Source organism: Aeromicrobium tamlense, from assembly GCF_013408555.1.
Taxonomy (GTDB): Bacteria; Actinomycetota; Actinomycetes; order Propionibacteriales; family Nocardioidaceae; genus Aeromicrobium; species Aeromicrobium tamlense.
The window spans coordinates 1,356,859-1,371,641 of the sequence record NZ_JACBZN010000001.1 but is presented as its reverse complement, the minus strand read 5'-3'; the positions used below and the strand labels follow the sequence as shown (position 1 = coordinate 1,371,641).

Genomic DNA, 14,783 nt, shown 5'->3' with positions numbered 1-14,783 from the left:
GGGTGTCCACACAGCCCGTTCTCGCCGTCATCGGCCGTCCCAATGTCGGCAAGTCGACTTTGGTCAACCGCATCATCGGACGCCGCGAGGCCGTCGTCGAGGACGTCCCCGGCGTGACTCGCGACCGCGTCCCCTACGACGCGGTCTGGAACGGTCGCGCGTTCACCGTCGTGGACACGGGCGGCTGGGACCCCGACGCCAAGGGCATGGCCGAGCGGATCGCCGCCCAGGCCGAGGTCGCCATCGCCGTCGCCGACGCGATCCTGTTCGTCGTCGACGCCCGCGTGGGCGCCACCGACGTCGACGACCGCGTCGTGCGCCTGCTCCGCGACGCCGGCAAGCCGGTCGTCCTCGCGGCGAACAAGGTGGACGACCAGAAGAGCGAGCTCGAGGCCGCCGCACTGTGGAACCTCGGCCTCGGCGAGCCGTACCCCGTCTCCGCCCTGCACGGCCGCGGCAGCGGCGACCTGCTCGACGCCATCATGAGTGCCCTGCCCGAGGCACCGCCCGAGGACTTCGACGCTCCCGCCGGCCCGCGTCGCGTGGCGATCGTCGGCAAGCCCAACGTGGGCAAGTCCAGTCTGCTCAACAAGCTGGTGGGCGAGGACCGCGTCGTCGTCGACAACGCCTCGGGCACCACGGTCGACCCCGTCGACGAGCTCGTCGAGCTGGGCGGGCGCCTGTGGACCTTCATCGACACCGCCGGCATCCGCAAGCGCGTCAAGACCGCCAGCGGCCACGAGTACTACGCCAGCCTGCGCACCTCCAGCGCGATCGAGCGCGCCGAGGTCGCGGTCATGGTGATCGACGCGAGCGAGTCGATCACCGAGCAGGACCTGCGCATCATCAACACGATCGAGGAGACCGGCCGCGCCGTCGTGCTGGCCTTCAACAAGTGGGATCTCGTCGACGACGAGCGCCGCTTCTACCTCGACCGCGAGATCGAGCGCGACCTCGTGCAGATCCCGTGGGCGCCGCGCATCAACGTCGCGGCCCGCACCGGCTGGCACATCGACCGCCTCGTGCGCGCGCTCGACGCGGCGCTCGAGGGCTGGGAGACCCGCGTGTCCACCGGCGCGCTGAACTCGTTCCTCGGGCGCCTCGTGGCCGAGCACCCGCACCCCGTGCGCGGCGGCAAGCAGCCGAAGATCCTCTTCGGCACGCAGGCGTCCACCGCTCCGCCCACGTTCGTGCTGTTCACCTCGGGCAAGCTCGAGGCGGGCTACCTGCGCTTCATCGAGCGCCGGCTGCGCGAGGAGTTCGGCTTCGTGGGCAGCCCGATCCACCTGCAGCAGCGCCCGCGCAAGAAGCGCGAGCGCCGCTGATGCGCTCGCCCGTCCCGGACTACCTCGACGAGGTCCTCCAGGCCTGCGGCGGCATCGAGGGCGAGCCCGCCGACTACATCCCCGAGCTGGCGAAGGTCGACCCGTCCCTGTCGGCGATCGCGATCAGCACGGTGGACGACGCGCACCACAGCGCGGGCGACGCCGAGCACCGCTTCACGATCCAGTCGATGTCGAAGCCGTTCGCGTACGCGGTGGCGATCGAACACCTGGGCTGGGACGCCGTGCACGCCAAGATCGACGTCGAGCCCTCGGGTGAGGCGTTCAACGAGATATCGGTGGACTCCGAGACCGGCCGGCCCCACAACGCGATGATCAACGCCGGCGCGATCGCGACCGCCGGGCTGGTGGGCTCGTTCGAGCGCTTCGCCGAGTTCGCCTCGAAGCTGGCCGGCCGCGAGCTGGAGCTGGACGAGGCCGTCTACGAGTCCGAGATGGGCTCCGTGCACCGCAACCTGGCGCTCGCGCACCTCATGGCGGCCTACGGCGTCGTCGAGGACCCGGTCGACGCGGTCGAGCGCTACGTGCGTCAGTGCTCGCTGGCGGTGGACGTGCGCGACCTGTCGCGGATGGCCGCCACGCTGGCGAACGGTGGCGTCCAGCCCGAGACGGGGGAGCGTCTGATGGCCGAGGCCACCGCCCGGCAGGTGCTCAGCGTGATGGCCACGTGCGGGATGTACGACGCGGCGGGCGACTGGCTCAGCACCGTGGGCATCCCAGCGAAGAGCGGCGTCTCCGGCGGGATCATCGGCGTGCTGCCGGGCCAGGTGGGCGTCGCGGTGTTCTCGCCCGGCCTGGACGCGCACGGCAACAGCGCCCGCGGCGTGGAGATGATGCGCCGCCTGTCGGACGACATGGGCATGCACCTGATGAATCCCGGTCGTCCGTCGCGCTCGGCGCTGGCCGACGTGCGGGTGGAGGACGACTCCACGACCTACGTGCTGGGTGGCGACCTGCTCTTCGCGAGCGCCGAGTCGCTGATCCGTCACCTGGTGGAGAACCCGCCGGAGACGCAGCGGGTCGTGTTCGACATCCGCCGCGTCGACGAGGTCACCGACGTGGGTCGCCGCATGGCGCTGGAGGCCAAACGCCGGCTCGAGCTCGACGGCCTCAGCGTTACGGTGACGGACCTCGACGACGACGCTCGCCTGATCTAGACCGCCGGCCACAGGTCGAGCTCCGCCACGACGGGCGCGGGCAGGTGCCACCGCTCGCGGTGCTCGACCGCGGGTGCGATGAACTTCTCGGGCAGTCGTCCGTGCGACTTCATGTTGTGGTGCTTGCGACAGAGGCAGCGCAGGTTCGCGGCACTGGTGGTGCCGCCCCGGTCGTAGGCCAGCTCGTGGTCGAGATCGGTCTCGGCCACCGGTGCTCGGCAGCCGGCCACCCGGCAGGTGCCGTCCCTCCAGTGCAGGGCGGCCCGGAGGGAGTCCGGCGGTTGGTAGCCGAGGCTGGTGGTGTCGAGCACCCGGCCGAGCGGATCGAGGACGAGGCGGCGGAAGAGCGTGGTCTCGGAGGCGGCGAGCTCGCGGACCCACTCGGCCGGCAGCGCCGCTTCGCCGTCTCGGGTGACGCCCGGACCATCGGTGAGACCGACGAGGTCGGTGGCGTCGATGCTGATGGCGATCTCGGCGCGGATGTCGGTCTCGGTGCCGGTGCAGGACGTGAGCCAGTGGCCCACGAGGTCGGCCTGGCGCTGGTCGCGGGTGCGGCGGTCGATCTCGCCCGTCTCGGCGTCGATCTTCGGCAGTGCCTTCGCCGCACGCCGCAGCCGGTGGCCGACCGCGATCGCGACGTGGGTGGGCAGGAGCGCACTCAGCCAGGACGTGCCGTCGCCGTTGTGGCTGATGTCGACGCGCCGGGTCCCGACCGAGCGCTGGGCCTCGGCGCTGACCTGCTCGGGCTCGAGTCGGGCGCGCATCCGTCGCAGCCAGGACCGGAGCTCGCCGGTGGTGTGCGTGGTGGCGTAGGCGACGACGGAGGCGTCGAGCGCCTCGGCGGCCGCCGTGGTCTGAAGCTGGTCGACCGTGGTGGCGATCAGTCCGGCGCGGGTGGCGTCGATCGACCCGTCGCCGAACGCGATCCACGTGCGCGGCGCCCGGTCGCGTAGCGTGCCCGCATCGTTGACGAGGCCCCACACACGGTGCTCGGTCATCCGCAGCGCCTGGGCGAGGTGCAAGGTCACCTCGCGACGACCGAGCTCCTTGCCGATCTCGGGCGCCTCCTCGGCGTCGACCTCGGCACACGCGGACTCGTGGGAGGTGAGGACGAGCGACCACAGCGCGAACTCGGCGCGTGCCTGTGCTCGCGCCGCGCTCTGCAGCAGCAGCTGCTCAACCTGGTCCATGCGTCCAACCTAGGGACGCCCACCGACACCGCCTCGGGTCGACTGCACGACGGGTCGAGGTCAGATACCGAGGTCCTGCTGGACCTTCCGGAGTGCGTCGGCGGACGAGTGGAGCTGGCGCTCCTCGTGGGCGGACATCCGCACGTCGAGCACGCGCGAGACGCCCTTGGCATTGACGATGCTGGGCAGCGAGAGCGCGACGCCGTCGATGCCGTGGTGGCCACGGTGGACGATGCTGACGGGCAGCACGGCGTTCTCGTCGCGCAGGACCGCCTCGATGATCCGGGTCGCCGAGACGCCGATCGCGTAGTTGGTGGCGCCCTTGCCCTCGATCACGGCGTAGGCCGCGTTGCGGACCCGGTCGGTGATCTCGTCGAGCTCGCGGTGCGAGAACGGGCTCTGGTCCGAGGCCGTGGGGGAGGGCGCCCAGTCCAGGATCGGCACGGGTCCGATGCGCGCCTGCGACCACAGCGCGAACTCGGTGTCCCCGTGCTCGCCCACGATGTCGGCGTGCACGCTGTTCGGGGCGACGCCGGCGCGGGTGGCCAGCAGCTGGCGCAGCCGCGACGTGTCGAGCACGGTGCCGGACGCCATCACGCGCTCCTCGGGCAGGCCCGTGATCTGCTGCGCGGCGACCGTCAGCACGTCGCACGGGTTCGTGACGAGCACGTAGACCGCGTTCGGAGCGTGCTCCATGAGGACCGGCAGCATCTGCTCGAGGATCCTCACGTTCGTGCCGGCGAGGTCGATGCGGGTCTGCCCGGGATCCTGCTTCGCCCCCGCCGTGATGACGACGAGATGCGCACCCGCGACCACCTCCGGGTCGGCTCCGCCGATGATCTGGCTGCTGCCCGTGAAGAGGGCGCCGTGCTGGAGGTCGAGCACCTCCGCCTCGACCTTCGGCCGGTTCACGTCGTACAGCGCGATGGTGCGCGCGGACCCGCGGATGAGGCAGGCGTAGGCGATCGCGGTGCCCACGCTGCCGGCTCCGACGATGGCGACCTTGGAGTTCTCGATGACGGCCATGGGCCCATTCTGGTGCCCGGCTGGGCCCCTGACGACCTCGGGAGGACCTACGGTAGACTCTTGCAGGTTGTCACGGGCTGTAGCGCAGCTTGGTAGCGCACCTGACTGGGGGTCAGGGGGTCGCAGGTTCAAATCCTGTCAGCCCGACAACGGAAAGCCCCGGGAGACCGGGGCTTTCGTCATGTCTGAGGAGGCTCGCCCGATCCGCACGACGATGGATCGGCGCCCCAGTTGTGGGACGGCAGGAACTCTCTAGGCTGGGTTCATCGGCACCGCAGTGGGCGACAGCGGTGCGGAGGGGGTCGTGACCATGCATTTGCCGAACCGGATGAGGTACTGGAGCCGCGCCGCAGGTGAGGCGGTGGCGAGGACATGGGTGCCCGCGCGCCCTCCTGCCAAGCCCGCGCGGGAGCCCCGCGGCGCCGACGAGATGGCGCTCCTGATGTCTGCATGCGCTCCCGACGACGGGCTTCCCACCCTTGACCTGGTGGACGTCGACGAGCTGGCCGAGATCGTGGCTGGCCGCAGCGACACCTCTCTCGAGTCCGCCAGGCGGGCCGTGCGACGAGGCGTGCTGTGCGCGGGCTACACGCCCGAGAGCCGCCACATCACGACAGCCGATGCGTTCGACGTCGTGGAGGAAGCGCTGCGGTTCCACGTCCGACGAGGCTGACTCTCGTCGAGAGGGTGAGGACGATGCGGGCTCGGCAGGCGACTCCGCGTGAGGTGGAGATCCGCTGTGAGCCGCGACGTCCCGAGACCGACACGACGCTCGGTGTCTCGGTCACGGCCGCCGCTCCGGCGCGGCAGGCGCGCCACCGCCTGGTCACGGTGGGCGACTCGCTCACGCACGGGTTCATGAACGGTGCGATCCACCGGACCGACCTGTCGTGGCCCGCCATGGTGGCCTACGAGCTCGGTCTGTCGGCGCAGGAGTTCACGTACCCGACCTATGAGTGGCCCACCGGGCCCGGTGGCCTCCCGGTCGACCTCGAACGGCTGGCGCGGGAGTTCGACCGCCGGTTCGGCAGCCGCCTGGACCTGCTCGAGAGCCTCCGAGCGGCGCCGTGGCTGCGCGACCACATGGACAGCATCGAGGACTTCTGGGAGCGCGGGACCGGCTCCCGTCCGCCCGGCCGGGGCGCCCCGTTCCACAACATGGCCGTCTACGGCTGGGACGTCCTGGACCCCTTGGTGACGACCGAGGCCCGCATCGAGCGGACGCTCGCGGCGCCGACGACGGACGACTTCCTCGGCCAGCTGGTCGAGCACCACCACGCGCGAGCGGCGTGGCCCGTCCTGCGCCGCGCCGCCGGCGACGACCCGCGGCGCACCGTCCTCGACGCGATCGAGGACCTCGCGGTGGACGAGGGGATCGAGACGCTCGTGGTCGTCCTGGGGTCCAACAACGCGCTGGGCTCCATCGTCTCGCTCGAGACCGTGTGGACGCCCGAGGGCTACGCCGAGCTGACGCTCGCTCAGCGACGCGACGCCCGGGCGGGCTGCACGATCTGGCGACCGAGCGCGTTCGAGGCCGACTGGGCCGACCTCGTCGCGCGGCTGCGCAGGATCCCCGCCCAGCACGTCGTGGTGGCGACGGTCCCGTCGGTCACGATCGCGCCGATCGCCCGCGGCACTCACCAGAAGGTGCGCCCCGACTCGCGGTACTTCCCGTTCTACACACGGCCGTGGGTGACCGACGAGGACTTCGACCCGCGGCACGACCCGCACCTCGTCGAGGACGAGGTCCGCGCGATCGACTCGGCGATCGACGCCTACAACGAGACGATCATCGCGTCGGTCCGGGCCGCCAGGGAGTCCGGCCTCGACTGGCACCTGTTCGACATGGGCGGCCTGCTCGACCGGCTCGCGACCCGCCGCTACGTCGCCAGCCCGTGGGCCCGTCCGGCGTGGTGGGAGCCGTACGAGCTCCCGCCGGCGCTGAGGGGGCTGGACCCGGTGCCGACCACTCGGTTCTTCCGCTCGGGCCCCGACGGACGCACCGAGGGTGGTCTGTTCTCCCTCGACGGCGTCCACCCGACGACGATCGGCTACGGCATCCTCGCGCAGGAGGTCGTCTCGGTGCTCGGCTCGGCGGGCGTCGCCTTCTTCGACCGGCAGGGCCACCCGCGTGCCGACCCGGTGGAGCTGGACTTCGAGCGGCTGCTGCGCGCGGACACCCTCGTCTCGGACCCGCCGGTGTCCATCACCAGCTCACTCGGACTGCTCGGCTGGCTGGACGACCGGATCGACTGGGTGTCGAGGTTCCTGCCGTTCGTCCACTCGCCGCTCTGAGGACGGGCATGTGGTCGCGCGCCTCCCCGCGGTTCGCCGACCGGACCGACGCCGGACGTCGACTGGTCCCGCTGGTGCGGCACCTGCGGGGACCGGAGCTCGTCGTGCTCGGACTGCCGCGCGGCGGTGTGCCGGTCGCGTTCGAGGTCGCCCGCGCGCTGGACGCGCCGCTCGACGTGGTCGTGGTGCGCAAGCTCGGCTTCCCGTTCCATGCCGAGCTGGCCATGGGCGCGATCGGCGAGGGCGGGAGCGAAGTGCTGGACGAGGCGCTGGTCGCCTTCGAGGGCACGACCGAGCAGCAGGTGCGCGAGGTGGAGCGGCGGGAGCGAGAGGCGCTGGACGAGCGTGTCCGGCGCCTCCGTTCCGCCCGGGAACCGCTGGACCTCACCGGGCGTACCGCCCTGCTCGTGGACGACGGGATCGCCACGGGAGCGACGGTGCGGGTCGCGTGCCGGGCGGCGCGGGTGCGGGGCGCGATCCGCGTGGTCGTCGCGTCGCCCGTGGCGCCGACGGGGGTCGCTGACGTCCTGATCGAGGCCGACGAGGTGGTCGTGCTCCACATGCCGCTCCACTTCGCCGCGGTCGGGCACTGGTACCGCGACTTCACAGCCGTCAGCGACCGCGAGGTCGCCGCGCTGCTCGGCCTGCCCTGAGGCACGGGTGGGGCTCGACCTCTGGGACCCTCGGAGGGTGTCGACCCCCGCCAGGACCTGGTCGCCGTGGCGCGGCGTGTTCGCGTTCGGCCTGGTCAGCCTCTTCGCCGACATGGTCTACGAGGGGATGCGGTCGATCGCGGGCCCCTACCTCGGCGAGCTCGGCGCCTCGGCCGCGACCGTCGGTCTGATCACCGGTGCTGGCGAGGCGGCGGCGCTCGTGCTGCGCCTCGTGGCGGGCCGGGTCGCCGACCGCACGCAGCGGCACTGGCTGCTCACCGGGATCGGCTACGGCCTGACCGCGGTGTGCGTGCCGCTGCTGGCCGTCGCACCCGAGCTGGGCTCGGCCGGCCTCGCCGTCGCGACGCTGCTGATCCTCGCCGAGCGTACGGGCAAGGCCCTGCGGAGCCCGTCGAAGTCGGTGCTGCTCGCCTCGGCCGCGCAGTCCGTGGGCCGCGGCAAGGGCTTCGGCGTGCACAAGGCACTCGATCAGGTCGGGGCGTTCGCGGGGCCTCTCGTGGTGGCCGGCGTCGCCGCCGTGTGGAGCGTCCAGGCCGGGCTCGCGGTGCTGGCGATCCCCGGCGTCATCGCGCTGCTGATCCTGGCGGTGCTGCGGCGTCGTCTCGCGACCCCCGGCCTGGAGGAGGTGCCGGTGCCGGCCCTGGGCGACGGCGAGCGACTGTCCGCGCGGTTCCACGCCTTCGCCCTCGCGATCGCGATCACGACGGCGGGCCTGCTGACCTTCGGCCTGTTCGGCTACCACCTCGCCGAGCAGGACCTCGTGAGGACGGCGGCGGTGCCGGTCGTCTACGCCGGCGCCATGGCCGCGTCCGCACTGGCCGCCCTCGTCGCCGGCGTGGCCTTCGACCGGTGGGGCGGCGGCACGCTGATGGTGCTGCCGCTCGTCGTCGCGCCGGTGCCGGCCCTGGTCTTCCTCGACGGGCTCGGGCTCGCGCTGCTGGGCATCGTGCTGTGGGGTGCCGCGACCGGTCTGCAGGACTCCGCGGTCAAGGCGCTCGTGGCCGACCTGGTGCCGCGGGAGCGCCTGGCCACCGCCTACGGCGTGTTCGCCGCCTACCAGGGCGTCGCGGCGCTGGCCGGCGGAGCGATCGCCGGGCTCCTGTACGCCGACCACCGCGTGCTGCTGTCGGCCGGCACGGCGGTCGTGATGCTGCTCGCGTACGTGCCGCTGCGGTGGGCGCTGCGGCACCGGGCACCCCGGTAGGCTGGCGTCGTGCACAGGCATCAGCGATTTCGCGACCCCCGGCCGGGTGAAGGCCGCGGGGTCGTCGACGCGCGCTCGTAGCGCCGCAGGTCTCCGCAGGCACGGCCGGGGGGAAGCTCCGCTCCTTCGCCCACCTGCAACCTTTTGGAGACCTCCTCATGTCGCACGCCGACCACCTCACCCCTGACCAGCTCTGCCGCGCACTGAACCTGCGCGACCTCACCGATCCCGCTCAAGGTGAGCACGTCATGCAGACTCTCCTCGCATCCGTCGTGGATGCGCTGGAGTCCGCGTGGGGTGCCTCCGTCCGCCACGTACGTCACTCGCCGATCGTGCCCGTCCGCGAGAACTACGACCGCCTGGGCTACCACCACGACGACGTCACCCGCGCCCGTCGCTACACCCGCTACGTCAGTCCCACGGTGATGCTCCGCAGCCACACGAGCGCTGAGCTGCCCGCCGCCCTCGAGGAGTACGCGGGACGTCGTGAGGTCGACGAGCTGATCGTGGCGCCGGGCCTCGTCTACCGGCGTGACGCCGTGGACCGCAGCCACGTGGGAGAACCGCACCAGGTCGATCTCTGGCGCATCCGCAGCACGCCTGCCACGAGCGATGAGGACATGCTCAGCATGATCAGCCGCGTCGTCGAGACGGTGCTCCCGGGCGCCGCGTGGAGGACGACCGACGTCTCGCACCCCTACACGGTGGGCGGCCGGCAGATCGACGTCCTGCACGAGGGCGCATGGCTCGAGCTCGCCGAGTGCGGACGCATCCATCCCGAGGTACTGCGCGGATCCGGTCTCGACCCGGACCGGTGGTCCGGACTGGCGCTCGGCATGGGGTTGGAGCGGGCGCTGATGCTGCGCAAGGGCATCCCCGACATTCGCTACCTCCGGGCGGAGGACCCGCGCATCGCCGCCCAGATGCGGACCCTGGAGCCGTGGCAGCACGTCTCGCTGCTGCCGGCGACGCGGCGCGACATCTCGGTGGTGGTCGGTGCGGAGGAGGACGAGGAGACACTGGGCGACCGCATCCGGATCGCGCTCGGCGACGACGCGGACGTCGTCGAGTCCATCGACGTCCTCGGTCGCACGACGCACGACGAGCTGACCGGGCCGGCACGCGCTCGGCTCGGCACCCGGGACGGCCAGGTCAATCTGCTGCTGCGCATCGTGCTCCGCCCCATCGACCGCACCCTCACCTCGGACCAGGCCAATGCGATGCGCAACGTGATCTATCGGGCCGTCCACGAAGGACGCGTGATGGAGCTGATCTGAGCCCCGGGAAGGGCCCCGGGCGGACACCCGGGGCCCTCGCCTCAGCGACTCACTTCACCTCGGAGCGCAGCAGCGCCCGCGTCCCCAGGGCCAGCGGGACCACCAGCCACAGCAGGGCCGAGGTGCCGAGCTGGGCCCACATCTCTCCGGTCAGCTTGTTGTCGAAGAGCTGCATCGTGGCCCAATTGAGGTCGAGCCACGGGCCGTGCTCGGCCCACCACTGCTGCGTGCTGGCCAGGGCGCTCGAGGCGCCGGGCAGCACGAGCGAGTACACGAAGTACGCGACGATCGCGCCGGGGGAGTTCCGCAGGACGATGCCCAGCATCAGGCCCATCAGCATCCCGATCTCGTTCGCAAGGACGATCTGGGAGAACTCGCGGATCGAGACGTCCCACACCGGGTCGACGCCAGCGATCGCGGAGCCGACGAGGTTGCCGACGACGCCGGCCGCGCCCGCGATGAGCATCGAGACGACGCCGATGACGACCGTCATGAGGGCCTTCGCCGTCAGGACGCGCCCACGATGGGGGACGAGCGTGAACGTCGTCAGCGCGGTGCGCTGGCTCCACTCGCTGGAGACCGCGAGGATCGCGATCATCGGAAGGATGACCGTCATCGGGAAGCCGACGGCGCTCGCGAAGTGCTCGTACGACAGGTTCTCGCTGTCCACGAAGATCAGCGTCGCGACGGTGGCGACGATCGACAGCAGGACGACGCTGGCCATGAGCCAGAAGCCCGAGCGCGTGTCGAACATCTTGCGCAGCTCGACGCGCAGGATCCGGGCGAACGGCGTCCGGGCGGGGACCGGGCGCGCCGGGCGGCTCGCGGCCACGCCGGCCGCGGCGGGGGTGATGGTGGTGCTCATGCTGCTGCTCCTTCGGAACGATGCTGGACGCGGTCGCGCTGGGTCTCCGCGGTCAGGGAGAGGAACATCTCCTCCAGGCGGGCGCCGTCGGCGGCCCGCAGCTCCAGGACGGGGATGCCGGCCGCGAAGGCCGCGTTCCCGACGCTGGTCAGGTCGGACTCCGCGAGCACCGCTCCCTCGGTGGTGGGCCGAGCCGCGATGCCGGCCGTCTGCAGCGCGGCCGCCAGCGCGGCGCCGTCGGCGGCGCGGACCAGGGTGCCCGCGCTGGCCAGCAGCTCCTCCTTCGAGCCCTGCGCGACGATCCGCCCGTTGCCGATGACGACGAGGTCGTCGGCGATGACCTCGATCTCGTGCAGCAGGTGGGACGAGAGCAGCACCGTGCCGCCGTCGTCCGCGAAGCCGCGGAGCAGGTCGCGCATCCAGCGGATGCCGGCCGGGTCGAGGCCGTTGGCCGGCTCGTCGAGGATCAGCACCTCCGGATCGCCGAGCAGGGCGGTGGCGATGCCGAGACGCTGGCGCATGCCGAGGGAGTAGTTGCGGACGCGACGGCCGGCCTCGACGGGCGTCAGGCTGACGCGCTGGAGCATCTCGTCGACGCGGGTGCGGGGCAGGCCCATGGTCATGGCGGCGATCGTGAGGATCTCGCGACCGGTGCGGCCCGCGTGCTGCGCCGAGGCGTCGAGGAGGACGCCGACCTCGCGGCCCGGGTCGGGGAGGTCGCCGAACCGGCGACCGAGGACCTGGACGTCGCCGCTGGACGGCGGGGTGAGCCCGACCATCACCCGCATCGTCGTGGACTTGCCGGCGCCGTTGGGGCCGAGGAAGCCCGTGACACGGCCGGGACGGGCCGTGAAGGACACGTCGTCCACGGCGGCGTGGCCGCCGTAGGACTTCGAGAGGGAATCGACTGTGATCATGACGCTCAGCGTCGTGCCGCAGGGCCTCGCGGCACATCGGGCCCGTCCCCGGACGAGCCCCTGACCGCACCCCGAGTCGTGCTCAGGGTCCGGGCCGCCTGCGCTCAGGGTGTGCGTCGCGCCGCTAGGGTGCGGGGCATGAAGGGACGCGAGGACGCCGAGGGTCCGCGGGCGCGACCGACGAAGGCTGATGCGTACCGGCTCGGCCGCCGGGCCTACCTGAACGGCGAGGGACTCGACCTCGGCCGGATGGCGGCCGAGCTCGGTGTGAACCGGGTGACGCTCTACCGCTGGGTGGGCACCAAGGAGCAGATGCTGGTCGACGTGACCTGGCAGCTGACCGAGCTGACGATGCGCCAGGAATGGGAGGCGGCCCGCGACGTGCCCGGCCCGCGGGTCCCGCTCGTGCTGGGCGGGTTCCTGCGCGCGATGTTCTCCTGGCCCGAGGTCCGTCGCTTCAACGAGGAGAACAACGCGTTCCTCATGCGGGTGATGACCACGGCCGACTACGGCTTCCACGCACGCTTCGTCGACGCCGTCCGCGCATACGTCGAGGTCGACGTCGCGGAGGGTCGCACCACCGACTCGGTGCCGGCCCACGACCTGGCCTACGCGTGCGTGCGGCTCGTGGAGTCCTACGTCTACCTGCCGACGATCACCGGCGCACCACCCGCACCCGAGGCGGCCCAGCGCGTGCTGGAGGCCCTGCTCCGGCCGTGACTCCGCCCGCTCGACCTCCGGGACCGCTGCTCGAGCGGTGAGTGGTCAACCCCTCCCGCGGCGGTCCGGTGCCTCCTCAACCTCTGACGGGTCCGTTGAGGTTGAGGACTCACCGCTCCATCCAGAGTGAGGTTGAGGACTCACCGCCCAGATGTAACAAAGGGGTTGCCATGTTGCATTCTCGGTCCTAGGATCCGATCCAAACGTGACCCACGCCACAAAGGTGCCCGCCATGACCGTGACCCCCGAACGCTCCACCTACACCCCTCCCGGCCGCCTCGGCGACGAGTCCAGCGGTCCGCGGACGGACCCGCGGTTCTCGCCCGCCATGGTCGAGGCGCTCGCGACCTTCGGCCTGGACGAGGTGGCCGCTGCACCGCCGGTCTCGGCGAGCGACGACCTGCCGACCGTCCTGGCCGCCGTGGGCGCGTCCCACGACGGCTTCCAGGCCGTCTACGACTCCATCGCCCTGGACCTGCCCACGGACCGCGACGACGTCGAGACCTCGACCGAGACGATCCTCGGGGTCGACGGCAACGAGATCACGCTGCACGTCTTCCGGCCCGCCGGGGTGGAGGGCGTGCTGCCCGGCCTGGTCTACACGCACGGCGGCGGCATGACGATCCTCACCACCGACAACCGCGTCCACCGCCGCTGGTGCACGGATCTCGCGGCCGCCGGCTCCGTCGTGGTGATGGTGGACTTCCGCAACGCCTGGACCGCCGAGGGACACCACCCCTTCCCGTCCGGGGTCGAGGACTGCCTCGCGGCCGTGCTGTGGGTCGACGAGCACCGGGAGTCGCTGGGCCTGTCCGGCGTCGTCGTGCAGGGCGAGTCGGGAGGCGGCAACCTCGCGATCGCCACGACGCTGCTGGCGAAGCGCCGCGGGCGCCTGTCCGCCATCGACGGCGTCTACGCGAGCATCCCGTACATCAGCGGCGGCTACGGCTGGGACCACGAGCGCCGCCTCGCCGAGCTCCCGTCGCTCGTCGAGAACGACGGGTACTTCATCGAGAACGGCGGCATGGCACTGCTCGTGCGGGCCTACGACCCCTCGGGCGAGCACGCCGAGGACCCCATCGCCTGGCCGTACTTCGCCTCGGAGGACGAGCTGCGGGGACTGCCGCCGTTCGTGGTCGCGGTCAACGAGCTCGACCCCCTGCGCGACGAGGGCCTCGTCTTCGCCCGGAGGCTGGCACGGGCCGGCGTCGACGTCGCGGCGCGGATCAACGTCGGGCTCGTGCACGGCGCCGACGTCATCTTCCGGCACTGGCTGCCGGCCGCGCTGGAGTCGACCGTGCGTGACGTCGCCGGGTTCGCCGCCGACCGGGCGCGCCTCAGGCGACCGTAGTCAGCGAGCCGTCGTCGAGCTGCGACGCGAGACGCAGGAGCAGCGGCGCCAGCTGGGCGTCGGCGGTCTGCGGGTGCTCCGGGTGCCACTGCACGCCGGTGAGGGGCGCCGTCTCGTGCACGACGGCCTCGACGACGCCGTCCGCGGCGAGGGCGGCGACCACCAGGCCGTCGCCGAGCCGGTCGACCGCCTGGTGGTGGGTGCAGCGGACGTCCTCGCGGGCGTCCACGACGGTGGCGAGCGACGCGTCCGTGACGGTCACGCGGTTGCGGACGAAGTGGTCGTCGCCCGTGGCGCGGTGCCCCGCGCTGGTGGGGAGGTGCTGGACGAGAGTGCCGCCCAGCGCGACGTTCATGATCTGCAGCCCGCGGCAGATGCCCAGCAGGGGAGTGCCGGTCTCGATGCAGGCGCGCACGGCGTCGAGGTGGGCGAGGTCGGCCAGCGGCTCGTGGTGGCCGGAGCCGGGATACGTGCTGGGGCCGCCGTAGAGCGACGGGTCGACGTCCTCGCCGCCCATCACGACCACGGCGTCGGCCCGCGCGACCAGTGCGGCGGTGACCGAGCGGTCGACCTCGGCCGACGCCACGGGGACGACCTCCCAGCCCAGCTGCTCGGCCACCCGGACGGTGGGCGCGTTGAGCGCATCGAGGGCGACCTGGAAGTCAGGTGCTGCGGGTCGCGAGGTGCGCAGGTGCAGCATCGCCAGGAGCGGCTTCGAGGTGGGGGAACCGGTCACGAGCACAGCGTAGGCCTCCGCGATACTG

Annotated in this window: 14 protein-coding genes and 1 tRNA gene; 10 read left to right on the top strand and 5 right to left on the bottom strand. The window is 72.1% G+C overall.

Features of this window, described 5'->3' with window-relative positions; genetic code table 11:
* Positions 1-2 precede the first annotated feature (2 nt).
* The gene (der, locus tag BJ975_RS06900) at positions 3-1,325 is read left to right on the top strand and encodes a ribosome biogenesis GTPase Der (protein WP_317628297.1); all 1,323 of its coding nucleotides are present in this window, start codon (positions 3-5) and stop codon (positions 1,323-1,325) included.
* A complete protein-coding gene (glsA, locus tag BJ975_RS06895; RefSeq protein ID WP_179424429.1) occupies positions 1,325-2,500 on the top strand; it encodes a glutaminase A in 1,176 nt (391 codons plus the stop codon). The genes der and glsA overlap by 1 nt, the downstream gene beginning before the upstream one ends.
* Here the strand turns inward: glsA and BJ975_RS06890 are convergent.
* Together BJ975_RS06890 and BJ975_RS06885 are read right to left on the bottom strand one after the other, a co-directional pair.
* Positions 2,497-3,690 (bottom strand): HNH endonuclease signature motif containing protein, encoded by a 1,194-nt coding sequence (locus BJ975_RS06890; RefSeq protein WP_179424428.1) that lies wholly within the window; start codon positions 3,688-3,690, stop codon positions 2,497-2,499. The two genes, glsA and BJ975_RS06890, sit on opposite strands and share 4 nt — an antisense overlap.
* 60 nt (positions 3,691-3,750) lie before the next feature.
* Positions 3,751-4,716 carry an L-lactate dehydrogenase gene (locus tag BJ975_RS06885; RefSeq protein ID WP_179424427.1) on the bottom strand — a complete coding sequence of 322 codons (966 nt, stop codon included), beginning with the start codon at positions 4,714-4,716 and terminating at the stop codon, positions 3,751-3,753.
* Positions 4,717-4,789: 73 nt separating this feature from the next.
* Here BJ975_RS06885 and BJ975_RS06880 point away from each other — a divergent pair.
* The 6 genes from BJ975_RS06880 to srmL all read left to right on the top strand — a co-directional run bounded on the left by BJ975_RS06880 (position 4,790) and on the right by srmL (position 10,166).
* Positions 4,790-4,863 (top strand) — tRNA-Pro (locus BJ975_RS06880).
* Positions 4,864-5,203: 340 nt separating this feature from the next.
* A complete protein-coding gene (locus BJ975_RS06875) occupies positions 5,204-5,389 on the top strand; it encodes a hypothetical protein (RefSeq protein ID WP_179424426.1) in 186 nt (61 codons plus the stop codon).
* Positions 5,390-5,412: 23 nt separating this feature from the next.
* Positions 5,413-7,011 carry a hypothetical protein gene (locus BJ975_RS06870; protein WP_179424425.1) on the top strand — a complete coding sequence of 533 codons (1,599 nt, stop codon included), beginning with the start codon at positions 5,413-5,415 and terminating at the stop codon, positions 7,009-7,011.
* An 8-nt stretch (positions 7,012-7,019) separates the two neighbouring features.
* Complete coding sequence (locus tag BJ975_RS06865; protein WP_179424424.1) at positions 7,020-7,664, top strand: phosphoribosyltransferase; 645 nt, start codon at positions 7,020-7,022, stop codon at positions 7,662-7,664.
* 37 nt (positions 7,665-7,701) lie between these two features.
* Positions 7,702-8,889: an MFS transporter gene (locus tag BJ975_RS06860; protein WP_317628296.1), complete on the top strand. Its 1,188-nt coding sequence runs from the start codon at positions 7,702-7,704 to the stop codon at positions 8,887-8,889.
* 158 nt (positions 8,890-9,047) lie between these two features.
* Positions 9,048-10,166, top strand: coding sequence for a PheS-related mystery ligase SrmL (gene srmL / locus BJ975_RS06855; protein ID WP_179424423.1), 1,119 nt, complete (start codon positions 9,048-9,050; stop codon positions 10,164-10,166).
* A 49-nt stretch (positions 10,167-10,215) separates the two neighbouring features.
* Here the strand turns inward: srmL and BJ975_RS06850 are convergent, their stop codons facing one another.
* Together BJ975_RS06850 and BJ975_RS06845 are read right to left on the bottom strand one after the other, a co-directional pair.
* Positions 10,216-11,031 (bottom strand): ABC transporter permease, encoded by an 816-nt coding sequence (locus BJ975_RS06850; protein WP_179424422.1) that lies wholly within the window; start codon positions 11,029-11,031, stop codon positions 10,216-10,218.
* Entirely contained in the window at positions 11,028-11,948 is a 921-nt protein-coding gene (locus BJ975_RS06845; protein WP_179424421.1) for an ABC transporter ATP-binding protein, read from the bottom strand. Before BJ975_RS06845 ends, BJ975_RS06850 begins: the two co-directional genes overlap by 4 nt.
* A gap of 138 nt (positions 11,949-12,086) precedes the next feature.
* Between BJ975_RS06845 and BJ975_RS06840 the strand changes: the two genes are divergently transcribed.
* Both BJ975_RS06840 and BJ975_RS06835 read left to right on the top strand, forming a co-directional pair.
* Positions 12,087-12,668, top strand: a complete 582-nt coding sequence (locus BJ975_RS06840; RefSeq protein WP_179424420.1) for a QsdR family transcriptional regulator — start codon at positions 12,087-12,089, stop codon at positions 12,666-12,668.
* Between the two features lie 232 nt (positions 12,669-12,900).
* A complete protein-coding gene (locus tag BJ975_RS06835; protein ID WP_179424419.1) occupies positions 12,901-14,019 on the top strand; it encodes an alpha/beta hydrolase fold domain-containing protein in 1,119 nt (372 codons plus the stop codon).
* Here the strand turns inward: BJ975_RS06835 and BJ975_RS06830 are convergent.
* A complete protein-coding gene (locus BJ975_RS06830) occupies positions 14,006-14,755 on the bottom strand; it encodes a gamma-glutamyl-gamma-aminobutyrate hydrolase family protein (protein WP_179424418.1) in 750 nt (249 codons plus the stop codon). The two genes, BJ975_RS06835 and BJ975_RS06830, sit on opposite strands and share 14 nt — an antisense overlap.
* Positions 14,756-14,783 lie beyond the last annotated feature (28 nt).

What these genes read in the sequence shown, in the direction of transcription:
- glsA (WP_179424429.1), top strand. Translation starts at nt 1,325, where the DNA reads ATGCGCTCGCCCGTCCCGGACTACCTCGACGAGGTCCTCCAGGCCTGC.
- BJ975_RS06890 (WP_179424428.1), bottom strand. Translation starts at nt 3,690, where the DNA reads ATGGACCAGGTTGAGCAGCTGCTGCTGCAGAGCGCGGCGCGAGCACAG.
- BJ975_RS06885 (WP_179424427.1), bottom strand. Translation starts at nt 4,716, where the DNA reads ATGGCCGTCATCGAGAACTCCAAGGTCGCCATCGTCGGAGCCGGCAGC.
- BJ975_RS06870 (WP_179424425.1), top strand. Translation starts at nt 5,413, where the DNA reads ATGCGGGCTCGGCAGGCGACTCCGCGTGAGGTGGAGATCCGCTGTGAG.
- BJ975_RS06865 (WP_179424424.1), top strand. Translation starts at nt 7,020, where the DNA reads ATGTGGTCGCGCGCCTCCCCGCGGTTCGCCGACCGGACCGACGCCGGA.
- srmL (WP_179424423.1), top strand. Translation starts at nt 9,048, where the DNA reads ATGTCGCACGCCGACCACCTCACCCCTGACCAGCTCTGCCGCGCACTG.
- BJ975_RS06850 (WP_179424422.1), bottom strand. Translation starts at nt 11,031, where the DNA reads ATGAGCACCACCATCACCCCCGCCGCGGCCGGCGTGGCCGCGAGCCGC.
- BJ975_RS06845 (WP_179424421.1), bottom strand. Translation starts at nt 11,948, where the DNA reads ATGATCACAGTCGATTCCCTCTCGAAGTCCTACGGCGGCCACGCCGCC.
- BJ975_RS06840 (WP_179424420.1), top strand. Translation starts at nt 12,087, where the DNA reads ATGAAGGGACGCGAGGACGCCGAGGGTCCGCGGGCGCGACCGACGAAG.
- BJ975_RS06835 (WP_179424419.1), top strand. Translation starts at nt 12,901, where the DNA reads ATGACCGTGACCCCCGAACGCTCCACCTACACCCCTCCCGGCCGCCTC.